We start from the raw sequence: 20417 nt of genomic DNA on the forward strand, positions 1-20417 counted from the left end.
CAAAAATCACCAATGCGATATCATATCTGATATATCAGATATTAAACATATATTAAATCCCCTAGTAACATTCTGTCAATAATAAAAAGCAAACTTTTTCATTTTTCTTTCCCTGTTCTTATTTCTCTAAAGCATTTCACTGAATTGTTCATTCTGTTAGATCCGCGTTTGTTAATAGCGCTCAATATCCCGCTTAACCACGGCCAAAGCGATAAACATGCCCTATTGCAACCTTTTTATTTTTATGAAAAACTAGTAGTAAAAAATGAAGGAGGCTTTGCCAATATGTTGGAGGAATACAGGCATTTAAAAGGCAAGAAATTGGCTGATCTTGAGATTCGCAAAGACGCCATCGTTTTAAAATTTGAAGATGATACGTTTTTAGACATTTATCTTGATAAGCATGCACAAGCATTAAAAACATCGACAAACACATTGAAATCTTAATGACATTTTTTCCATAGAAAAAACAGCCTTAATGTGGATAAGCATAGGCTGTTTTTATCAAGGCTTAACTTGAAATTGTTCTTGCATGGTCTTTTCCCTCACACACACGTTGCATATCTTATCTATGAGTACCGACGTATTTACGATTTCACTTTTTTAATTAGGATGAATTATGTTTTGGCTTTATGACCTTTGACAATCGTACTAAGTAAATTTGTTTCGTCTGTGGTTAATTTTCTTTTTAGTTTCTCTTCAAATTCAGAGATCAACTGAATCAGCCATTCATCCTTTTTCATAGATTCCCCCCTCTCTTCTAACTATCTTCTATTATCTATTTCTAGACGTTCAGCGCAAGGTTTTTTTAAAAAGCCCCTCACTTAATTAGAGTCGGGAAGATCATAGCCGAATGGGTTTATGCATGTCTTAAGAGATTGGGTGTTGCGTCACTGAAATCAGTATGCTTCACTTATGAAGATTTTATTATTGAACGCCGTCCATACGGGCGTTTTTTAAATTCGGCAGAAATAGAACAAAGGGTGCAGGCTGGTGAAGAGATTGTCTGCGGTCATTTCGGAGAGCTCGTCCATGGACCTGGTGAACTGTTCATGCTATATGGGAGCTTTGTCTACGCCTTAGCCATCTACCCCGTAATCTTCACAGTCATTTTTCTCATCTTACTCAATGCGCTTAGAAAAAAGGCGAACATCTAATCTTTCCTATGCTTACTAAAACATGAGCTTAGCATGACCCTGAACTCATGGAACTAGGATACATTGGTTCTGAGACTGGAAAGAGAAAGGATCGTACCTGTAATTCCTAAAACCAATACTGTAATAAGAATAATATTGTTGCTTAATGAGGAAAAAATTGAAGCAAAAAATAACGTTATAACACTAAGACTGACTGTAAAAAACACCTAAACCTAAGAGTATGTTCTTTTTCATACTCACTGCACCTTTTTTAAATTAAAAATTATTACGTTCAAAAGGGTTATTAGCTTTCAAATGTTCAACCAGAGAGTATGGTCAGACTGTCTACTAAATAGATCCTTCTTTATTGTTGCAAATACAACAATATTATGATTGAATAAACATAAATTTTCACTTGAAAAAGTTAATAAAGCGGGGAGTTGCGTAATGAATGTCAGTAACCATAAAAGCATGTACAACAAACGATTTAAAAGAACTTCAAGAACTAAGTATTGAAACATTTAATGATACATTCAAACAACAAAATTCTCCTGAAAACATGGCAGACTATTTGAATAAGGCGTTTACTCTTGAAAAATTAAATGAAGAAATGTCTAATCGATTCTCAAATTTTTACTTTCTCTTTTATAAAAATAATCTTGCAGGTTATTTAAAAATCAATACGGGAGAAGCTCAATCAGAAATGATGGATAATGATTCTCTCGAAATAGAAAGAATCTATATCAAGAAAAATTATCAGAAACATGGACTCGGAAAACACCTTTATAATCTTGCTATTAATTCTGCTTTAGATAAAAACAAAAATAATGTCTGGTTAGGTGTTTGGGAAAAAAATGATAATGCAATTGCCTTCTATCAAAAAATGGGATTTTCCCAAACGGGAAGCCATTCTTTCTTTATGGGTGATGAAGAACAAACGGACATAATTATGGTTAAAAAGCTATAATAATCAAATAAAATCTATATACCAAAACATTTTAAAATCCATTGAGTACAAATTCTTAAATAGTAAAAGAGGGACACAAAATGCTAAGCGAAAAAGTTCATATTGCTGTACCAACAGCTTTTTTTGAAGATGAATCTATAAATGTTCAAGGAACAATAACGCATATAAAAGACCTATATAAACAAGGAGTAAAATCTGTTCTTGTCTCTGGAACTACAGGAGAACAGCACAGTCTAAACCTCCAAGAAAAAATTGAATTAATAAACGGATTAGAACTGCAAGAAGAACTCGTTAGTAATATGGAAGTTATCTTTGGTGTAGCTTCAATTAGACAGAAAGAAGCAGAGGAATTAGCTAAAAAGATTCGTCATTCAAAAATATCAGGTATCATGCTTGGGTATCCCCCTTATGTTATACCGACTCAACAAGAAGCATTCGTTTATACAGAGAGGATTATTCACCTTAGTAATAAACCTACAATTTTATATAACAATCCAAAAAGAACTGGATTTGATTTATCAGAAAAAAGTATAATCCAATTAAGTACGAATGATTTAGTGGTTGGAATAAAAGATGCTGGCAATAAAGAAAAAGTTGAACGAATAAAAAAAGGTATGCATAACAATTTATACTTTTATGCTGGTGGAGAACTGGATCTAGAAGAAAAAGTATTACACGGATATGATCGCCTTTCTTCCATTGCTGGAAATGTTTTACCGGCGGAAATTAGTCAATGGTTCCAAAAAATGCTTATGAAGCAAGTAGTAAGTAAACAAGAAAGCAAAATAATAGAAAATGTTATGGAACAAGTTTATCAAGGAAACGCTATTGTGAATCTGAAAATGCATATTAATAATAAGGGGATTGAAATGGGCGATTGCAGACATCCAATCGGAAACATTTAAACCCTTTGCTGGTTTTTTTGTCCTTTTCACCTCTGTATTTAATAGCAAAGCGATCTTATTTTTTATGAATTTCTTTATAAATTTAAAGCACAGCATAAAAATTGCTGCAATATAGAATGCCGCAGCGTACACAATCATTGTATAAATGAGAGTTTCAGAAATTATCATACATTACTCCCTTTTCACACATATAGTTCACCTTCTTTCTCTTTTTATGACCCGTTCAGAACCCTCAGCCTTTTTATTTGTGAATTCAACTGAAGCAACCCTATATGCTATTCCTTTAAAGTGTGTTATTTAGAAGTTGTGAGAGTAATGAAATAAGTTGTAGCCCTTTCATTTTGCTCCTTATTGTGAGAGGATTAATATACAGCTTAATTCTTAGCTGTTGAAGGAGAGTGCCCTATGTACAAAGTAGTCAGGTACGTTAATGGGATTGCTGAGACCTCAAAAGATGTAAACTTCAAAAACAAAACATTTTCTACTTTAGCTTCCGCAGAACTAGAAGTCAAAAAGTTGAATCTAGATCTGATTCTTTTTGACAATGACGTTTGGGAAATAGAATTTAAATAAGTAAGTAGGTATCTGCCTGCTTATTTTTTATGCCTTAAAGAGCTTTACCTACATGCGCTTTAACATTTTAAAATACCTATTTATAATAAAGTTTTAAAAAACCTTGAAAACGGGGACGACATTATGTAATCAAACAAAAATAGCGAGGTATGCATGATGACGAGACCAATGTTTAAAGACTACGATAGTGAAGAACGGCTTACAAAGCTGTAGAGCAAATGAAACAGAAGTATGATGAATTCCGTATTAAGGTAATTGTCCCCTTTCCAAAGAGCAATCAGACTAAAACAAGTTCCGATTATGGTCTGAAGAAAATGTTCAATATGATGGCGATGAGCCTAAGCTAGAAGACACCTTAACTACGTGTGGATTTAATATAGAACAGGCTAACATTATAATCCCACTCAATAACTGTTTCAAACGGACCAACGTTATGTTCAAATCCTGAATGATTATAACGGTAATGTCCCTGTGACTTTAGCCAATAACGCGGCGCCTATGCTTCTGAAATGACTGGTGTAATGAAGACTTGAGATATAAGAATGTACGTTTTTGGAACTTATTATTAAAAAAAAGACGCGTAAAAGCGTCTTTTTAAAATTTACTTCCACCTAATTGCTGCTCTGCCATTTGAACAAGACGTTTAGTGATTTCTCCACCAACAGATCCGTTTGCGCGAGCAGTTGTTTCCGGGCCTAAGTTAACCCCAAATTCAGAAGCAATCTCATACTTCATTTGATCGATCGCTTGTTGAGCACCAGGAGCAACTAAGTTGTTTGAGCTGTTTTGATTAGCCATATGTATCACCTCTCTTACTTTGGTGACGTTAGTATGCACAATTTAAATTGCATTATACGGCTTTTTTAAAAATGATTTTATGCAGTCCAACCAAGCTCATAAGTGTAAACTATTGCACCCTTATGTTGAGCATTCCCTCTGACATATTTCATATCAGGCTCTGCAATGAGCACTAATCGAAAGGTGTTAACATCCTCTTTCTCGACCCGATATTCTTTTAATTCACCATCTCTAAGTTGCTGCAATATTAATTCTGCTTCTGTTTATTTGTTTTAACGTCAATACATCTAAACGATCAACCATCCTCGCTAATTAAGTCAAGTATACGCTGAGAAGCATTATTATCTAAAAGAATATATCGATCTGAATCCAACCCTCGTGTTATTGTCATACTATCATCATCGTTTATCCAAATAGAAATAAACATGGTCATTGTTGATTCGCTATAGTTATCGATCTGAATGAAATAATCTGGCTCTTCGGTAGGAATATCATCTGGACTACTATTCACATTTTCAGCTTCACTAATCATTTTTCTAAACTCATTGATGGTATCTTCGTCATTAATAGGATCTTGTGAATATGACAAGGTATGCTCGTCTTCATATATGCCTACTATCAGTTGTTCATCTGAAGAATTACAAGCGCTAAGTATTGAGAAGCCAATGCAAATACTTATAATTTTTTTAATCATACGGTTTTCCTCCAAAAAAGTTTGTCGGGTTATATCTATTTCACAATTTATTGTTATGCGCTAGTGTGTGCTTCCAGCAGAGATGTAATGGTTAAGATTGGATTCTCCCAAATACCCACTTCCCAATATCTTTCCCACATAGGTACCTAATCTTAACATTATTCATTACTATTTAGCATTACTGTTTTTTTATTAGATTGCGTAGATATGATTGCGTAAACTTTAAATTGTCCTGAACGACTGGTGACTGACGTCTCGAGTGTCCCCACATAAAAAAAGACAAAAGCATAATAGAATGTTAAATTTAATTCTTTTTTCTGTAACTATGAATAGAATCATTACTAGAATCTTTATTAGTACATTTCATAAACCCTTTACTAGTACTTTAACTAGTACCATGAATAGCTAATCCGATAAAAGCTTGATGCACCAATCGTTTTAGCTTTTCAATAGTAGGATTCTAGAACCAACGTAACGAATTCACCTCGAACGCTCTTTTTTCACATTTTTCCTGCATCAACTAACAGCAAATTTCTAAAACCAACAATCAATTTAGTAGATTAAACAGCTAAATTCGTTTAATTCACAGTAGTAAAATATGGAAATACACATGAATTCTAACCTTATAACAGTAAGATTTTGTGTCGATTGCAGATTAATGCCTAGCACAACGTCTAAAAAAAGTACGTTCATAAAAAGAGAACATGACAAAACCCATTGACCTCAAGGCCAATGTTGTCAGAATTTTACTTTTTGTGGTTTTAAAAGGGAAATTCCTCTTCTATTACTTGAACACCGTGATTTGTTTGTCTATCACGCGTACGTGTCAAAGACGATGTGAGCTGAAATGCTTCGTGGTGTTGTTCACAGTCACGCCATTCAAGCATGTCTTGATGATGAACCGCGTTCAACCCTTGGAGGTTGCTTAACTTTTTGTAGATCATATTAGCGACAAATGCGGTTTTTTGGTTTGCTTCGTGATGAAGGTCGTTTACGAGTGCCTGCATAGGGTAATACAATGTCTCCAGTTTTGTTGCGATTCGCTGATTTAAATCCATTAAGTGTTTCTTGAACGTATGAACCGATGTGACCCCTGTATGCTGTAAGTTCGCAATGATGGCATTCCGCTGTTCCACATCTTCTTTTAAACTAGCAACGCGTTGAACGTTAATCTCATGGTATAAAGCCTTAAACACAGTGGTTTTCAGTGTAGCGTCTTCTAGGCTTCTTTGTAAAAATGATACTTGTGCCGAAAGGTTCTCTTGATTCTCGTCATCAAAATATGGCCGTGCTTGCGCATAGTTTTCTTGTAATGCTTCATATCGTGCTTGTTCTTCGGAAAGGGCATTGAGTATGTTCGGAAATTTATTGATCATAATGCCTCTTAAATAAGCCGAAATGGCTTTTGCTTCTGATAGGTCTTCTTTATGTATGCCAGAAAATAAATCGTACAAGGAATCACGATACATTTTTCTTAGGATCGCGGTCAGGTCTTCAAAATGAGCAAATCCTCCTTGCATCTTTGCAGCTTCAAACAATCCATTAAAAAAGCCTTTTCCGGTTTTTAAGATTTCTTGTGTGACGTCATCGGTCAAAATCTCTTCCCCACCACACTCAAAAGCGACTTCTTCCAAACGGTGTTGTTCTTCATTTTCCGTTACGTACTGGCGGTTTACATCTAGTGGGAATTCAATTTCCACATAGTGACGAAAATGTGCCTTAACGAAGCGGGCGGCAAACCCCATCTTCTTTTCAATGTCTTCCACTGCGTCTGATACAATGGCTTTTGTAAACCCACGTACGCGAGTGGATTCGTTGGTAAGGAGGTCTTTTAATTTGAGACGTTGCTTGGTGTTGTTGGTTAACGACACGTCAAAAGCAGCCACTAGCAACAATTTTTTTGCTGCAATCGTAAGTGACTGAAAGTTTTCCGTATAAAAAAAAGAGAATTTTTTCATATAATGATAGGTTGCATGTTTGGCTTCAAGTTTATTCATGCCAAAATTCAATTTGTATGCATGTTGGCCAAATTGAAAGGCGGGGGACAAAAATGGTTTGCGCCCGTATTCATAGACTGCGGTTGAAAGGGGTTTTGATAGTTTTTGTACCACGGTTTTGGCATAGCGCACCGTTGTACGGCAAGCAGCGGCAATTTGATGAACATCAATATGAATGACGCCTAACCAGTCTTGTTTGGTGGTCAAGTATAGGCAAACGTCGATTTCTTTTGATGAGGCATCGTTGATCAAAAAATGGTGCATATCTTTAAAAATCATGCGTTGGTTCCTCCTCTTTCATTGAAAGGAAGAACGTCGTCAGGAATTGTCGTAATGTGCATATTCATGGTAAAGTTCTCCCTTCCTATTGAGTTGAAGAGAAAACCCTGATACAATAGTATATAGAACACAGACTTAAGAAGACAGACTGGTGCCCTGGTAAGGTGCTTGTCTTTTTAAAACAAAGCACATTTGAATGTCTGGTGGGACAATATCTATTGTGCGGGTTTTCTCAAAGGAAGTTGAGTTGGTAGCTCAACTTCCTTTTTTATTTTACGGTTGGTAACTGATCCGCTTCAGATACGATCTTAGAAAAGTTGGGACTGACAACAAATGAAACCCCTACTACTTTTCTTGATTCTTTGTACTCTTTTAGCTCGAACATGATATCGGTTTTATTTTCTAAATCTTTTTTTGCTTGCATGATCACTTTGGCTTTTAATTTTGAATAGAGTTGATGAACATCATTCGGCACATGAAGGATGTCTCGAAACTCTTCAATGGAATAGTATCTACTTTCCCCAGTCGCTTCATATTGTTTTAGAAGCTCGTACATTCTACCGCTGTATTTACTCTTTAAAGATAGGACATTCCCAAGCTTAAAGCTTGTGTTGTCACTTAAAAGTTGTTGGTTTAGTTGTAGTAAGTAAGGTCTCAGCATTTCAGAGAACTCTAACTCCACGATCCCTTGTCCTTTATGATAGGTAGCACTCGAAAGCCAAGAAAGAACCGTTCGTTTGTTCTCTTTGTTAATCGTCACCGTTTTTCCTATAAGACCATCAATGGTATCTTGGACAATCTTATAAAAATTTTTTGATTTAATGCCTATCAACTTGGCTAATTCCTCTACTTTAATACTTTGTCTTCGAAAGTTCGTATCGGATTCATTAATAAACGATGCCAAAACCCAAATAATTCGTTTCTCTTGTAACGTCAAATCTTGAGGGGTTTCAATAAGGGTATTTGCTTGATTGACGGTTTCTTCATTGGATATTAATGATAATTGCTGATTCATTGCCCCTACCCCTTTCCTAACTTGTCCTCATTTTATACCAATCTATTAATTGAAATCCACTCCTGCAAAAGGGACATTTCTTAAAATGACCTTTAAATGCTGACGTAGTAGGTATTTACTGGATTAAATTAATTATCAACTTTTTTAAATGACCCTTTTAGGGGAGTTAACTGTCCCTTTTAGAGGAGTAATACGATGCCTAATTGTCCCTTTTAGAGGGGTTAAGTGTCCCTTTTATAGGAGTAGTGCCATCTGTAAGTGTCCCTTTTATAGGAGTCAGCTGGCACGTTATTGATGATGTGAGCACTTACTTTCACATAATAAGTTGTTTTGAATCACTATTTTAAGCTTCTTTGTTTCTTTTCTCATCATAATTGATTTAAATGTGTTGTTGTAAATTGTTAAATGTCCCTTTTCAATAGGTTCATTTGAATATACTCCTATAAAAGGGACATTTCATGTAGTCGCAAAACAGCCCTTCTTTACTAGCGAATGCTTTAAGATTCTGAAATGCATTGCTGAGCTGTAGTTTCGTAATGATATGATAATCACGTTTTAGACACCATTTAAACATTGGTGTGTCCATCTATAAGAGGTCATCATTTTTCGGCGTCTATGGGTAACAAATAAACATTGAATAGGCACTGACCTCGCTTCAAAACCCACAAACCTTAAAACAACTGCTTCTACTATGACGAAATTCTGAAGAAGTCCCCTTAAATGTGAAAGCCTTTATCTTCTCTCGAATGACTGATCCAGTAAGAACGCGTGTATGAATTGACGGTTTTTAGAATAATAAATGATCTAGACAAACATACTAATCTTACTTCCCAAAAAGGGGGATGAAGATGTTTTCACATGACTTTGAGAAAAATAAGAAGTTATTTCTAGAGGCAATTGGTGAACAGTCTGACCTTCATCAAAAACATGTGTATTTGTCAGGAATGAAACGGTTTGGTTCTTATTATCTGTTGGGTGAGTTTGATGACGAAAAATTGGACCGCTCCATTAACTACATGAACAGTTTACAAGAAGAGGTTGTTGAAGAACGGTGTATGGAAGAAGAAGTTAAGATGCCTGTACTTTGTTTAGCAGAATCGACACTTCAAACGACTGAGGAAGCTGTATCAATTCTATATTTGGGCCGCTGTGTTTTCTTTTTAGATGGCATCCCATTTGCATACAATTTGCAAATGACCCAATTGATTCAGCGTAATTTAGAAGAATCGACGACTGAAAGGGTTATAAGAGGACCGCGTGCTTCTTTTTTAGAAGACGCTCAAACGAATGTCTCCTTGATTCGGCAGTTTGGTGAAGATGAGAATTTGATAACAGCTAAGCATAACATTACAAATCAAGGGAAAACAAAGACAGTCTACTACATGTATAACAAGGAGAACACCCCGTCAGCAACGATTAAAGAAGTACAAGACCGTCTAAAAGCAATTAATCACGCCAATATTGAAGATTCAGGAAAAATGGAGAGTTTTCTAGACAATTCACCAATCTTCTCCCCTTTCCCACAAATTCAGAGCTCTGATCGCATTGATCGCATACTAGCTGGGTTTGAAGAAGGACGAGTTGCAGTACTCGTGAATGGATCTCCTTTTGTCTTTATGGTTCCAACCACTTTCGAACAACAAATGCAAGCACCAGATGATTATTACGAGCGATGGATGATTAGTTCCATTATTCGAATTCTGCGATACATTGCTCTTTTTATTACCATGTTCGTCTCCCCTATCTATATTGCGTTAGTATCGTTTCACCAAGGATTGATCCCAAATGAACTATCAATGACAATTATGAATTCGCGTATGAATATTCCCTTCCCCGCGGTAGGAGAAGTCATATTAATGACGTTGTTTATTGAATTACTTCGTGAAGCAAGTATTCGTTTGCCAAATCCTCTAGGTCAAACCATTGGTCTAGTTGGGGGTGTTGTAATTGGACAAGCAGTTGTAGAAGCGAATTTGGTTAGCTCTATTATGGTGATTGTTATAGCAATTACAGCAATTGCTTCTTTTGCGGTTCCCCTATACAGCTTGAGTATGTCTTTCCGTATTTTAAGTGTTTGTTCTATTGCATTGGCGTCAACATTAGGACTGTACGGTGTAGCCATTTATTTTATTGCGGTTACCATTCATTTATCGAGCTTACATAACTATGGTGTCCATTATTTTTCGTTTAAATTTTCTCTTAAAAGGCATGGGTTTTACGACCTCATTATACGCCTCCCCACGGTCTTAAAAGATAAGAGAGGTGCATAAATGGCTCATCCACAAAGGAATCAAACTATAACAACCTATCAATTAGCTGCAGCCTTGTTAAGTATGATTTTAGGTGTTGGCGTTATGAACTTGCCTCGTACATTAACAGTTGATATTGGGACGGCCGATGGCTGGATCTCCATTATTTTTGGAGGTGTCGTTATTACACTACAATATGTTTTTGTGTGTCATGCCTTTAAAAAGCACAATATATCATCAATTGATCAATACTCTCGGAAGGCGTTTGGGGTTATTTTGAGTAAGGCCATTAGTATAATGATGGCTATTTATTTCCTTATTCTTGGTGGTTGGCAAGCTGTGGCCATGAGTGAAATGATTCGTTATTTTCTTCTGGAAAATACACCGCACTACGTGTCCATTGTTACAATTATTCTCCTCTGTGCATTTGGTGTTTACTATTCGCTTCCAACGATTATAAGAGTGGCCTGTTTTTTTCTCCCTATCAGTGTAGTAGTGCTTCTTTTTGTATTAATTGTAGGGTTTAGGGATGCTTCTCTTTTAAATATTCGCCCTGTCGCGGCGGAAGGACTATTACCCGTTTTGCTAAATAGTCGAAATGGACTTCAGGCTTTTCAAGGAGTTGAAATAATTCTTTTATTAATGGCTTCTCTTCAAAAGGGGGTACGGCCTGTAAAAGCAGGAATAGGTGCATTATTATTTTCCACATTACTCTATGCGATGACTTACCTGATAGTCGTTGCTACAGTGGGAACAGTTGAAGTGCAAATGTTAACGTGGCCAACAATTACTTTAACGCACGCATCTGAAAGTAGCTTGCTTTTTACAGAGCGAGCCGACTCCTTTTTAATTACTACATGGATTCTTCAATTTTTCTTAACGAGCTTACTTACACTTTATGCGGCAGTTAAGCTATTTAAAAATGTCTTCTCTGTTAAAGGGAATTGGTTGATTATACCCGCTACGATCGGAATGATCTTGATTGCGCTTTGGCCACAAACAACCGATGACATTACTAAGGTTTCTGAGATGCAACAGTATGCTTTTGTAGGAATCTTCTTTCTCCTACCTCTTTTGTGCTACGGAGTTGTTTCGTTAAAAAGAAAGGATTCGATATGAAAAAGTTCATGCAATTTCTTTGTATGCTTTCCCTGCTGCAGCTCTCGGGTTGTTGGGACAGTTCAAATATTGAGAGCATATCTTTTGTAATGGGCGTCGGGATTGAAGCAGATGAAAACCAAGAGGAGACAATTCGTTTGCTATCGCAGCTATACCTCCCTTTAAATGATGAAAGCATGTCGTCGAATATGCCTTTCCGAAATAAATCTACAACTGGAGATTCTGTTTTAGATGCTATTCGACAACTAGAGTTGATTGATCAAGGCATTATGAGTGATCACCAAATGATCCTTGTATTAGGTACAAGTGCTATTAAAAATTGGGGTGTCGAAAAATTAATTAACCAGAAGGCAAGAGATGAACGGACTAAAAGCGGCATCAAAGTTCTAGTAACAGATAATTCTTTGGACACGCTCTTCTCTTACCCGAGAGGAGATACAGCAGCGCCCACTTCGAAAACTATCGATGATTTAAGCCAAAATATGGATCGTACAACAGAGGTTCCAGCCCCTGTAACTTTGGGTCTGCTTGCAGATGCTATTAGTCGTGAACAATCCATTCTCCTTCCAAATGTGACGGTTGAGAACAACGATATCAAGATGAAAGGAGCTTATGTTTTAAAGCATGGGGAAGAAATGGGCGGTTATATGAGTCCTAAACAAGTGAGTCTCGTCCATTGGCTCATTGGAGATGTGAAAGGCGGCATTCTTTCTAAGGAAATAAATGGATATCGCACTGTTTATGAAATTTTGGACGTACAATTGGATTCATTAAAGGTATCAATAGAAGACGAACGAATGAAGATTACAATTGGGGTAAGCAGTGATGGACGATTGGCGGAAAACTGGGATCCCCATGAAGATGCCTATGACCCACTCTATCTTAATGAAATGGAAAAGAGCTTTGAGATGCAGTTAAAGGAGGATGTTGACGCTCTCATTCAAGAATTACAAAATGTTTATCAAACTGATCCTTTAAACTTCCAACAATATGCAAAAATTCAAAACTATGATTTTTGGAAAACGAATCGTCACGATTGGGACTCCCTTTTTCAAGATGCTGAGTTTGACTATCAAGTTAATCTTTCAATTGTCGATTTTGGAACAAGAGGGATGCGTAACGAAATAAAAAATAAAAGTTAAACACAAAAAAGCACAAGCAATTGCCTGTGCTTTTAAGGTATTAGTTGTAGAGCGAGTGTATAGCATAAAGGAGTTCTTGTTTTCTGTGTTCACTAACATAGACTTTTTGTGAAAAGACCTCATACTGCTGTTCTCTAATCGCGCTTAAAATCTCTCTGTACATCACGGTTGCACCATAAACGCTAAACCTAGATTCAGGGGGATAGAGATGAACGGCCTCAAGGGATTCATTGTACAGTTGCTCTGCCTTTTTTGCCATTGCCTCCCAGAGGGCAATAAAGCGTGGCGTCACTTGCCCATTGCGCAGTTCTGCTTCATTCACCTGATAGGTTGCTAGTTCATCGTGTGGCAGGTAAAGGCGTCCTCGATTTAAGTCTTCTCCGACATCTCGTAGAATATTTGTTAGTTGCATAGCCTTCCCGAGCGCAATGGCACTAGTCTCTAACTGCTGATAATGACCCGGAGCGAGGATTGGATTTAACATCAAACCAACGGTACTGGCCACGTGGTAAGAGTAGTTTTCAAGATCGTCTAAAGTTTGAAAACGAATGTGTAGTACATCTAATTTTTGCCCTTTTAATTGATCTTTAAAATGTTGTTCTTCCATTTCAAAGTTTTGAAAGACGTTCCTTAAAGCGACCCACTCTGGTTTCATTTGTACATCACCACGAAGCATACGATCAAATTCTGTTTCAAAACTGTCTAGTAACAGACTCTTTTGTGTGTCAGTGTACCCTTCTTGATCGGCAATATCATCTGCTCGGCGACAGAATGCATATACAGCCCAAACAGCTTTTCGCTGTTCCATAGGTAGGAAGGAAAAGGCTTTGGAAAACGTCGCGGAGTGTTGATTCATAATGGATAAACAATAGGTGTAGGCCTTATCTAAATCAATCATTCACTTTCCTCCTTAGAACCTCTTCTCGTCAAGATAATTGTATAAGTGAAAAGAGCAAATAGTAAAGAGATGGTGAGGGCATGAATGAGCCCAATTGTTAAATTTTGATTATAGGTAAAGACCATCCCTACTCCACTTAATAATTGTACAAAAATAAGTCCTAGACTGGTGAGGCTAATCATTGTTAGCACACGTTGTGTTTTATAGAAACGTAGTGCCCAAACGGCAAAGACAAGAACGAGCAGTGCGAGGGACATCCCAGCTAATCGGTGGAACATTTGAGCAAAAACGATGGTTCCTTCACTAAATAACACCCAGTTGCCGCTGCATAGCGGAAACCCTGTACAAGCTGTTGCGGCACCCATGTGCTTAACAAAAGCTCCTGTATAGATAACGAGGTAGGCATACAAGGTAATCGCAATGATGAACCAGTGGAACCGTTTCGAAACAACAAGCTTTGTTCGAGTCAATGATTTTTCAAACGTGAACAGTGTGATTGCACTAACAGCTGCTAACGAAATAGCGGAAAAACCAAAATGAAGAGCCATAATGAGTGGTGGCTGTCCAAACACAACCTGTCCAGCTCCCATTAATCCTTGTACGATGATTGCAGTAGAAGCAAGGATGGCAAAAAACTTGATCTCATTGATATATGAGAGGCGTTTCCATGACCAAAATGATAAAAGTAGTACTAGCATTCCAGCTACACTGGAGAGTAATCGGTGTGTATATTCAATAATGGTTTCAAGTGTAGGGTTGTAAGGAATGACGTCGCCAAAGCAGAGGGGCCATGTTGTTCCACACCCCTGTCCTGATCCTGTTTTAGTCACGATTGATCCTTGAATTAAGACAAATAGAACGACCAAAGTCGTCAATATGCCAAATGCACGTAATTTCTTCATAAGTCACCTCGACTAGACGTCGTTGCCCTTTCAGCTGTAATCCAGTTTACGATGGTATCTATCATGATTTGCTGTTGGTCTTGAACGGAGATCGTTGCTTCATAATCACCAGACTGTGAACCGTAGACACCGAATTGAGCATGATTTCCACCTTGTATTTCAACTGTTTGTGTAGTTTTAGGTAAATTTTTTCCATAGTCGATTATTTTTTGTGGCGTGCTTAATCCATCTTCCGACCCACTAATGGTTAATACAGGAAATGTTGATACAGATAGAGCCTCATTATCAGCTGCATACGCACCTAACAAGATTAACCCAGACAACCGGTCGAGGTTTGCATCAGCAAACATAGAGGCAGCTGCTCCTCCCATTGAATGACCGCCAATGTACCAGTCCAATTCATGAAAGCGCGGATTTTTTAGTATTTCTTCTGCTTTTAATTGGTCAAAAATCGGCAAATTGAATCGTACGTTTGGAATTGCGACGGTAATCTTTTGTTTCGCGAGCTCTTGTCCTACATAGGCATAGGCGTTCGCATCTACCTTTGCACCAGGATAAAGAATGAGTCCGATCTTTGTTTGCTCTGCCTCAAACACGAGCCAGTCATCTACCTTTTCTCCCTCCCCTGTCATGATAATTCCTTCTTCTTTCACAGCACTGTATGTGTTTTGTGACCATAAAAGAAAACCAACTATCGGAACGATAAGTAAGAGGAAAAGAATAAGTAAAAGGATTCTCCCTTTTTTTTGCGCTTGTTTTGACTTCATTAGAAACGAATCACTCCAAACCCAATTAACACAAGCAGAATAAACGTCAAGCCAGTTACACTGATCAGGACATACTGTTTAGATGGTTGTTTTGATTTCATCAGCTTCTCAGTAAATGCAATAAAGAACAAAGCAATGAATAATTTGATCACAAAAACCAACGGAAAAGAAAGAAGAACGGTTAAGGCGATCCCAGAAACGAGCATCAAAACTGCGAGTATTCGAAACAGCACCGTTACATATGTTGACCGGAAAAACAGGTTACCCACAATTGAAAGAAATAAAATGGCCCAAGTGCCAATATGAATCTGATACAAAACGTCGTACATGTGTAAATTCTCCTCTTAAACTTTTATATATGTCTAAAATGACATATGAAACTAATGACATAATAACCAGATCCCTACGTCTTGGTCAAGCTGATATGGTATAGTTTTTGTATATTGACAAATTTAAGGGATGAATCGAATATGAGTCTTCGTTATGCGTTACTAGGAATTATTTCAAAACAAGCCGTCACAGGTTACGATGTGGTAAACATCTTTAAACAACAGATGATTCACTTTTGGGGTTCTACCCATAGTCAAATCTATACAGAGCTACACAAAATGGAAAAAGATCAATTAATTGATCATGAACTTGTCATTCAGGCATCGTCACCAAATAAAAAAATCTATTCAATTACAGATAGTGGACGAAAAGAATTAATTAGATGGGCCGTGGAACAGCCGCTAAAACCTGCTAAAATCAAGGATGAATTTTTAATTAAAACGACGATTTTTCCAGTTTTATCAGATGAAGAGATTCTCTCTTTATTGGATGAGGTCATTGAAAGAGAAACCCACACCATGGATATGACGAGGAAATGGAAAGACCATTTTAAGGGTCAAGAAGATCAAGATGTTGGAACGTTGTTAACCGTGGAATATGGGATTCGGTATGCACAGATGTATGTCGATTGGTGCATTTGGGCGAAAGGCTTCATTGAAGAGAAACGTCTATTAAATAAATAGAAACATGTGGCGTTTAACATACTTGATTAGACCAATAGACTGATCGATATCGGTGATATATCGAAAAAGAATGCAGGGTAACCTACATTCTTTTTGTGTGGAACCTAAGAATAGTATTTTTCTAGAAACTGCCGAATCGCACCTTTAAGATCTCCGGCCCCTCTCTTCACGTGATCAATCCACTCTAGTAACCCATAAACCGTAATTGACTGATCCACATGCGGATGGTGGGCATTAATGTAGTGCAAAAGCTCTTGTAATTGAGCCCGTTGCTCGTGGTTTAAGTGACGGACGATGTGGGTTTCCACATAATGATGAACGGCATTGCTAGAAAAAAACGTCACCTCTAAAAGTTGAGATGCTGTATTCGCAATAGACCGGTCCAATGCATATGCGAATTTCTTTAGTTGAAGGTAGACGTCTTGCGAAAAACGTAGGTTTAGTCGCCGCATCTCACCTGTTCGAACCAACCGATGTTGGCCGTTCGTGTGCTTTCTTCCGAGAAATACTGTTTCTCCATGCCAGTAGTCAAATACAAAGTGATTTTCAAAATGCTCAAGCATGGTCAGGTTATTCAAGCCTTGAAGCAAAATTGTTTCGCCGACGTCTTTAATGGGGCGTTCTGTGAGTCGACTGACATTGGCTAAGCTGCTATAAAACGAAAGCGAGATAAATGGTTTGCAATCTTGTTTTTTATCCGATCGTTTTTGACGCTCCCCTATCTTTTCCATGTAAGCCCTCTTCCCTCTTTGATCTCCTGGACAGTGTCCCTGACTTCTTCTCAGACTATGTCAAGCGGATCGCGATTATGTCACTGTTTAAAAACGAACCAAGTGGTCACACTGAATAATAAAGAGTCGTTAAACGGAGGAAATATGATGGGACTGAAGATGTCGAAGGAAGAAGCAAAAGAACTTGCTAAAGCATGTCAAACGTTAATGGATGAAAAGAACCACCCGAAAAAAGTAAAGCGCTAGCGAGATGGACTTTTTGTAGGGACAGGAACGAGTACATGGCTACACATCAAAACCCCTCTTGATTAAGTAAGCAACTTAATCAAGAGGGGTTTGATTTTTCAGTGTTTATAAGAAGAGGTCTATAATAAGCCACTACGCGCAAAAAGCGCGGTTGCATCTGTGTACTCTTCTTCGTCTTCATTCGTATCATAATCGAGAACCGGAGCGGTTGGCTCAGGTTTCTTTTCAGTTGACGATCCCTCTAAATGAGGCGCGACTGGTTTATATGATGACATATAGGTATTCGTCGCCCCCTCTTCTTCTAGCTGCATATACGCCTTAAGCGCCAAGCGAACGTATTGACTAATCGCTCCCCTACCTTGTTGACGTAAATCCTCGATCTTCTGATCAATGTCCGGGTGATCTACTGCATTCCAAGATATAAGAGTTTTTTTGTTCATCCGTTTACTCCTTTGTGGCTGCTACTTCGTCTTTACGCATCGAGTGAATTTGATCACGTTTTAAAATGGCAAGGTTGTAATGCCCCTTTAAGTTTGCTAGTTGTGGTTCTGCTGCTTCAATTGTGGCGTCGTGTTCTTGTAAGGCACTCTTGAAGGCATCGCCAACAATATTGGCTCCCCCACCGGTAATGTAAAAGCCGTCAATAATATCACGATTTGGAATGATGGTGTTGAGTTTTGTAATCACCGCTTCACAGAAATCATCAATCGGTCCGTCTACTAAATGGCCAAAGCTTGGGTGCACACGGTCACTAATTTTTGCTGTATGATCTCCACGTCGAAATCCGTCTTCAATTTGGGAATACTGCACATCTGATAGACCGCTGTCATGCTTTAAGGCTGTAGCGATTTGTTTGTAAATATCATTTTGACCCGTTTTCAACACGTCTGAAAGCTCAGGAATACGTTTTAACCCACGGTACGTATCAATAATGGATGTACCTGCACCGAAATCGAATACGGTATAGGTCTTGGTTTGTACGTTTTTATTAATTTGCTTTTTGTCGTTCATATTCTCAGAAAGCAACGTTCCTAATGGCTGCTCGTTAATGGTGACATCAACCACATCAATAACTAACTCGCTTCCATTACGCGTAATCACATGGGTCCCTTTTAAGAAGCTTTTCAAATCTTTATCGACATCAGTCCGAACTTCATCAGACGGTAGTGACGCAACGAGAACCACTTCTATTGATTTTTTGTTAAAATCGGACGCAAGTTCTGCCAAAACAAATTCAAAAAGCAAACGGAAATTGGCAGATTCATAGCGCTTATGGTGCGTATACGTTGGCATCAAATCACTATGGGCAATGCGCTCTTTAATATCACGACCCCAGACGTATTTCTTTCCAATTTTAAGCTTACTCTCATAAAGGTTATAATCGTGCTCCCCTTCTAAATTTGAAACACTGCCTACACCTAGTGCTTTTTCATTTGCAATCATGGATGGTGCAATGAGAATTCGTTTTTCAGACCTCGCCTTTACTTGTCCATTGCCAAGGTCGATTGCGAACGCTTTTACCATATGTATATATCATCCTCTCTACTCTACCAACGTTTGGTACTTACTAGAATACGAGATATGGCCACAAAAATCAAGGAAAGTATATCCAATAAGATATCTTATTGGATATCATAAATAAAATATTAGGGATGGATATCTATTAGGATATCTTAGTAGATATCTAAAAATAAAAATAGCACCTGTTAAGGTGCTAGTCAAGGCCAAAAGAGCGCTTCAAGGCATCATCATAGTGTTTTCGTTTGTACGCATGAATAAAATCTTCACGTTTCTGAACATCTTCTTCTTTTCGGAAAAGCCCTGCTTTTTTCATGCGCTCTTCAGAAGGTTTGGCCGCCCATTGTGTTAACGCATCATCACGTAGCTGGAGCTCAATGCGCGTTCGTGTTAACGCATCATCTAATTTTTCGCGCTGAAGTGCTTCAGGATTCTTAGGCTCTGGAAGCATGCGTTTTATATCAGCTTGTAAGCCTTGTGTTACTTCTTGTTTTACTTCCTGGCGCAATTCTTGTTTAATCTCTTCTTTTAAATGCGGCAAATACTCTTCCAACATGTCTTTAAAATCATCAAATGTAGGGACTCGACTCAGTTCTGTACCTTCTGTTTCGACATCTTGTGGGAACGGTCTAAGTGTAAATTCATCGCGTTCTTGAATCATGTAATACACTGCATCTAAATTAAACATATTCTTTTTCTCTTCATCGTACCGATACTCTGCAATGAATAAACCAATTTTGAGATCAGATTCATCGTACACGCGTTGTTTACTCGTGGACCGATTAATATAATGGATGCCCTTCTTTTCCAGGTCTTTAAACCATCGATCAATTGTATTGGTATGCATACTAATGGTGTCATCTTGAAACATGATTTGCATTTGTTCACTAATTTCATCTGTGAAATCAGCAATACGCCACCATCTGTCTTGTTTTGTTTCCATAAGCCCCTCCATTAATCGTGCACTACTTATCATCTACTCGTCATTAGTAGACCACTAATCTAGCAATTTATCTATTTGTCCCCTTATTTTACTACTGAAACCAGCGATTGTGCAATTTAGAAAAGAAGATCAATAGTAAATTAACCTACACTAATGGTGCACCACAACCCAACCATTGACCATCAGTAGACCATTTTTAACAAAGTGATTCTCCACTAATGGTGCACCGATAAAAGACTACTAATCACTAGTGTTCAACTGATTAAAAGAAAAACTTCCCGCGTCCAGTTTTCATAAAGCTAATGAGAACAATAAAAAGGAATATGCGATACTTTGTTTTACTAATGGTGGACCAACATATAACCATTAACAACTAGTAGACCACTAAAAGACAGAAACCCTCTGCCACTCTGATGATGTATGAAGTTTAATGATCTTTTCAAGAAGTGAATGTAGGAAAAGAGGGGGATTCCAATAGTGCACCATGATTACTACAAGATCCACTGGTGGTACACTATCGACAAT

The 20417-nt window shown here is 37.7% G+C and carries 23 protein-coding genes; 9 read left to right on the forward strand and 14 right to left on the reverse strand.

Annotated elements, in window-relative coordinates; translation table 11 throughout:
* The first annotated feature begins 285 nt into the window (after positions 1–285).
* Entirely contained in the window at positions 286–447 is a 162-nt protein-coding gene (locus ABC361_RS20715) for a hypothetical protein (RefSeq protein ID WP_413075838.1), read from the forward strand.
* Positions 448–617: 170 nt separating this feature from the next.
* Here the strand turns inward: ABC361_RS20715 and ABC361_RS20720 are convergent, their stop codons facing one another.
* A complete protein-coding gene (locus ABC361_RS20720) occupies positions 618–743 on the reverse strand; it encodes a hypothetical protein (protein WP_413075839.1) in 126 nt (41 codons plus the stop codon).
* A gap of 135 nt (positions 744–878) precedes the next feature.
* On the opposite strand from ABC361_RS20720, the gene ABC361_RS20725 reads away from it, so the two are divergent.
* The 4 genes from ABC361_RS20725 to ABC361_RS20740 all read left to right on the forward strand — a co-directional run bounded on the left by ABC361_RS20725 (position 879) and on the right by ABC361_RS20740 (position 3581).
* Positions 879–1157 (forward strand): hypothetical protein, encoded by a 279-nt coding sequence (locus tag ABC361_RS20725; RefSeq protein WP_413075840.1) that lies wholly within the window; start codon positions 879–881, stop codon positions 1155–1157.
* A 430-nt stretch (positions 1158–1587) separates the two neighbouring features.
* Complete coding sequence (gene paiA / locus ABC361_RS20730; protein ID WP_413075841.1) at positions 1588–2103, forward strand: spermidine/spermine N(1)-acetyltransferase; 516 nt, start codon at positions 1588–1590, stop codon at positions 2101–2103.
* An 80-nt stretch (positions 2104–2183) separates the two neighbouring features.
* A complete protein-coding gene (locus tag ABC361_RS20735; protein ID WP_413075842.1) occupies positions 2184–3008 on the forward strand; it encodes a dihydrodipicolinate synthase family protein in 825 nt (274 codons plus the stop codon).
* Between the two features lie 405 nt (positions 3009–3413).
* Positions 3414–3581 carry a hypothetical protein gene (locus tag ABC361_RS20740; RefSeq protein WP_413075843.1) on the forward strand — a complete coding sequence of 56 codons (168 nt, stop codon included), beginning with the start codon at positions 3414–3416 and terminating at the stop codon, positions 3579–3581.
* A gap of 594 nt (positions 3582–4175) precedes the next feature.
* Here the strand turns inward: ABC361_RS20740 and ABC361_RS20745 are convergent.
* From ABC361_RS20745 to ABC361_RS20760, 5 genes are all read right to left on the reverse strand, one after another.
* Positions 4176–4379 carry an alpha/beta-type small acid-soluble spore protein gene (locus ABC361_RS20745; RefSeq protein WP_413075844.1) on the reverse strand — a complete coding sequence of 68 codons (204 nt, stop codon included), beginning with the start codon at positions 4377–4379 and terminating at the stop codon, positions 4176–4178.
* Between the two features lie 77 nt (positions 4380–4456).
* Positions 4457–4627 carry a hypothetical protein gene (locus ABC361_RS21525; RefSeq protein ID WP_488199665.1) on the reverse strand — a complete coding sequence of 57 codons (171 nt, stop codon included), beginning with the start codon at positions 4625–4627 and terminating at the stop codon, positions 4457–4459.
* Positions 4628–4674: 47 nt separating this feature from the next.
* Positions 4675–5073 carry a YhfM domain-containing protein gene (locus tag ABC361_RS20750; RefSeq protein ID WP_413075845.1) on the reverse strand — a complete coding sequence of 133 codons (399 nt, stop codon included), beginning with the start codon at positions 5071–5073 and terminating at the stop codon, positions 4675–4677.
* A gap of 761 nt (positions 5074–5834) precedes the next feature.
* Positions 5835–7349: a hypothetical protein gene (locus ABC361_RS20755; RefSeq protein ID WP_413075846.1), complete on the reverse strand. Its 1515-nt coding sequence runs from the start codon at positions 7347–7349 to the stop codon at positions 5835–5837.
* A 268-nt stretch (positions 7350–7617) separates the two neighbouring features.
* Entirely contained in the window at positions 7618–8364 is a 747-nt protein-coding gene (locus tag ABC361_RS20760; RefSeq protein WP_413075847.1) for a replication initiation protein, read from the reverse strand.
* A gap of 848 nt (positions 8365–9212) precedes the next feature.
* On the opposite strand from ABC361_RS20760, the gene ABC361_RS20765 reads away from it, so the two are divergent.
* From ABC361_RS20765 to ABC361_RS20775, 3 genes are read left to right on the forward strand one after another with little or no spacing between them, the layout of a single operon-like run.
* Positions 9213–10634 carry a spore germination protein gene (locus ABC361_RS20765; RefSeq protein WP_413075848.1) on the forward strand — a complete coding sequence of 474 codons (1422 nt, stop codon included), beginning with the start codon at positions 9213–9215 and terminating at the stop codon, positions 10632–10634.
* Positions 10635–11732, forward strand: a complete 1098-nt coding sequence (locus ABC361_RS20770) for a GerAB/ArcD/ProY family transporter (RefSeq protein ID WP_413075849.1) — start codon at positions 10635–10637, stop codon at positions 11730–11732. It begins immediately after the preceding gene.
* Positions 11729–12874 carry a Ger(x)C family spore germination protein gene (locus tag ABC361_RS20775; protein ID WP_413075850.1) on the forward strand — a complete coding sequence of 382 codons (1146 nt, stop codon included), beginning with the start codon at positions 11729–11731 and terminating at the stop codon, positions 12872–12874. The genes ABC361_RS20770 and ABC361_RS20775 overlap by 4 nt, the downstream gene beginning before the upstream one ends.
* 40 nt (positions 12875–12914) lie before the next feature.
* Here ABC361_RS20775 and ABC361_RS20780 read toward each other — a convergent pair whose 3' ends face one another.
* From ABC361_RS20780 to ABC361_RS20795, 4 genes are read right to left on the reverse strand one after another with little or no spacing between them, the layout of a single operon-like run.
* Complete coding sequence (locus ABC361_RS20780) at positions 12915–13772, reverse strand: phytoene/squalene synthase family protein (RefSeq protein WP_413075851.1); 858 nt, start codon at positions 13770–13772, stop codon at positions 12915–12917.
* The gene (locus ABC361_RS20785) at positions 13769–14674 is read right to left on the reverse strand and encodes a COX15/CtaA family protein (protein ID WP_413075852.1); all 906 of its coding nucleotides are present in this window, start codon (positions 14672–14674) and stop codon (positions 13769–13771) included. Before ABC361_RS20785 ends, ABC361_RS20780 begins: the two co-directional genes overlap by 4 nt.
* On the reverse strand, positions 14671–15441 hold the full coding sequence (locus ABC361_RS20790) for an alpha/beta family hydrolase (RefSeq protein WP_413075853.1): 771 nt from the start codon (positions 15439–15441) through the stop codon (positions 14671–14673). Before ABC361_RS20790 ends, ABC361_RS20785 begins: the two co-directional genes overlap by 4 nt.
* Positions 15441–15770 carry a DUF1516 family protein gene (locus tag ABC361_RS20795; protein ID WP_413075854.1) on the reverse strand — a complete coding sequence of 110 codons (330 nt, stop codon included), beginning with the start codon at positions 15768–15770 and terminating at the stop codon, positions 15441–15443. The genes ABC361_RS20790 and ABC361_RS20795 overlap by 1 nt, the downstream gene beginning before the upstream one ends.
* 141 nt (positions 15771–15911) lie before the next feature.
* Here ABC361_RS20795 and ABC361_RS20800 point away from each other — a divergent pair, with 141 nt between their 5' ends.
* Positions 15912–16454, forward strand: a complete 543-nt coding sequence (locus ABC361_RS20800) for a PadR family transcriptional regulator (protein ID WP_413075855.1) — start codon at positions 15912–15914, stop codon at positions 16452–16454.
* A 104-nt stretch (positions 16455–16558) separates the two neighbouring features.
* Here ABC361_RS20800 and ABC361_RS20805 read toward each other — a convergent pair whose 3' ends face one another.
* From ABC361_RS20805 to ABC361_RS20820, 4 genes are all read right to left on the reverse strand, one after another.
* On the reverse strand, positions 16559–17185 hold the full coding sequence (locus ABC361_RS20805; protein WP_413075856.1) for a hypothetical protein: 627 nt from the start codon (positions 17183–17185) through the stop codon (positions 16559–16561).
* A gap of 365 nt (positions 17186–17550) precedes the next feature.
* Positions 17551–17871 (reverse strand): hypothetical protein, encoded by a 321-nt coding sequence (locus ABC361_RS20810; RefSeq protein ID WP_413075857.1) that lies wholly within the window; start codon positions 17869–17871, stop codon positions 17551–17553.
* A gap of 4 nt (positions 17872–17875) precedes the next feature.
* Positions 17876–18955 carry a ParM/StbA family protein gene (locus tag ABC361_RS20815; protein WP_413075858.1) on the reverse strand — a complete coding sequence of 360 codons (1080 nt, stop codon included), beginning with the start codon at positions 18953–18955 and terminating at the stop codon, positions 17876–17878.
* Between the two features lie 190 nt (positions 18956–19145).
* A complete protein-coding gene (locus ABC361_RS20820; protein ID WP_413075859.1) occupies positions 19146–19892 on the reverse strand; it encodes a hypothetical protein in 747 nt (248 codons plus the stop codon).
* Between the last annotated feature and the right edge of the window lie 525 nt (positions 19893–20417).

It is taken from the genome of Shouchella phoenicis (assembly GCF_047238345.1).
GTDB lineage: Bacteria > Bacillota > Bacilli > Bacillales > Bacillaceae_D > Shouchella.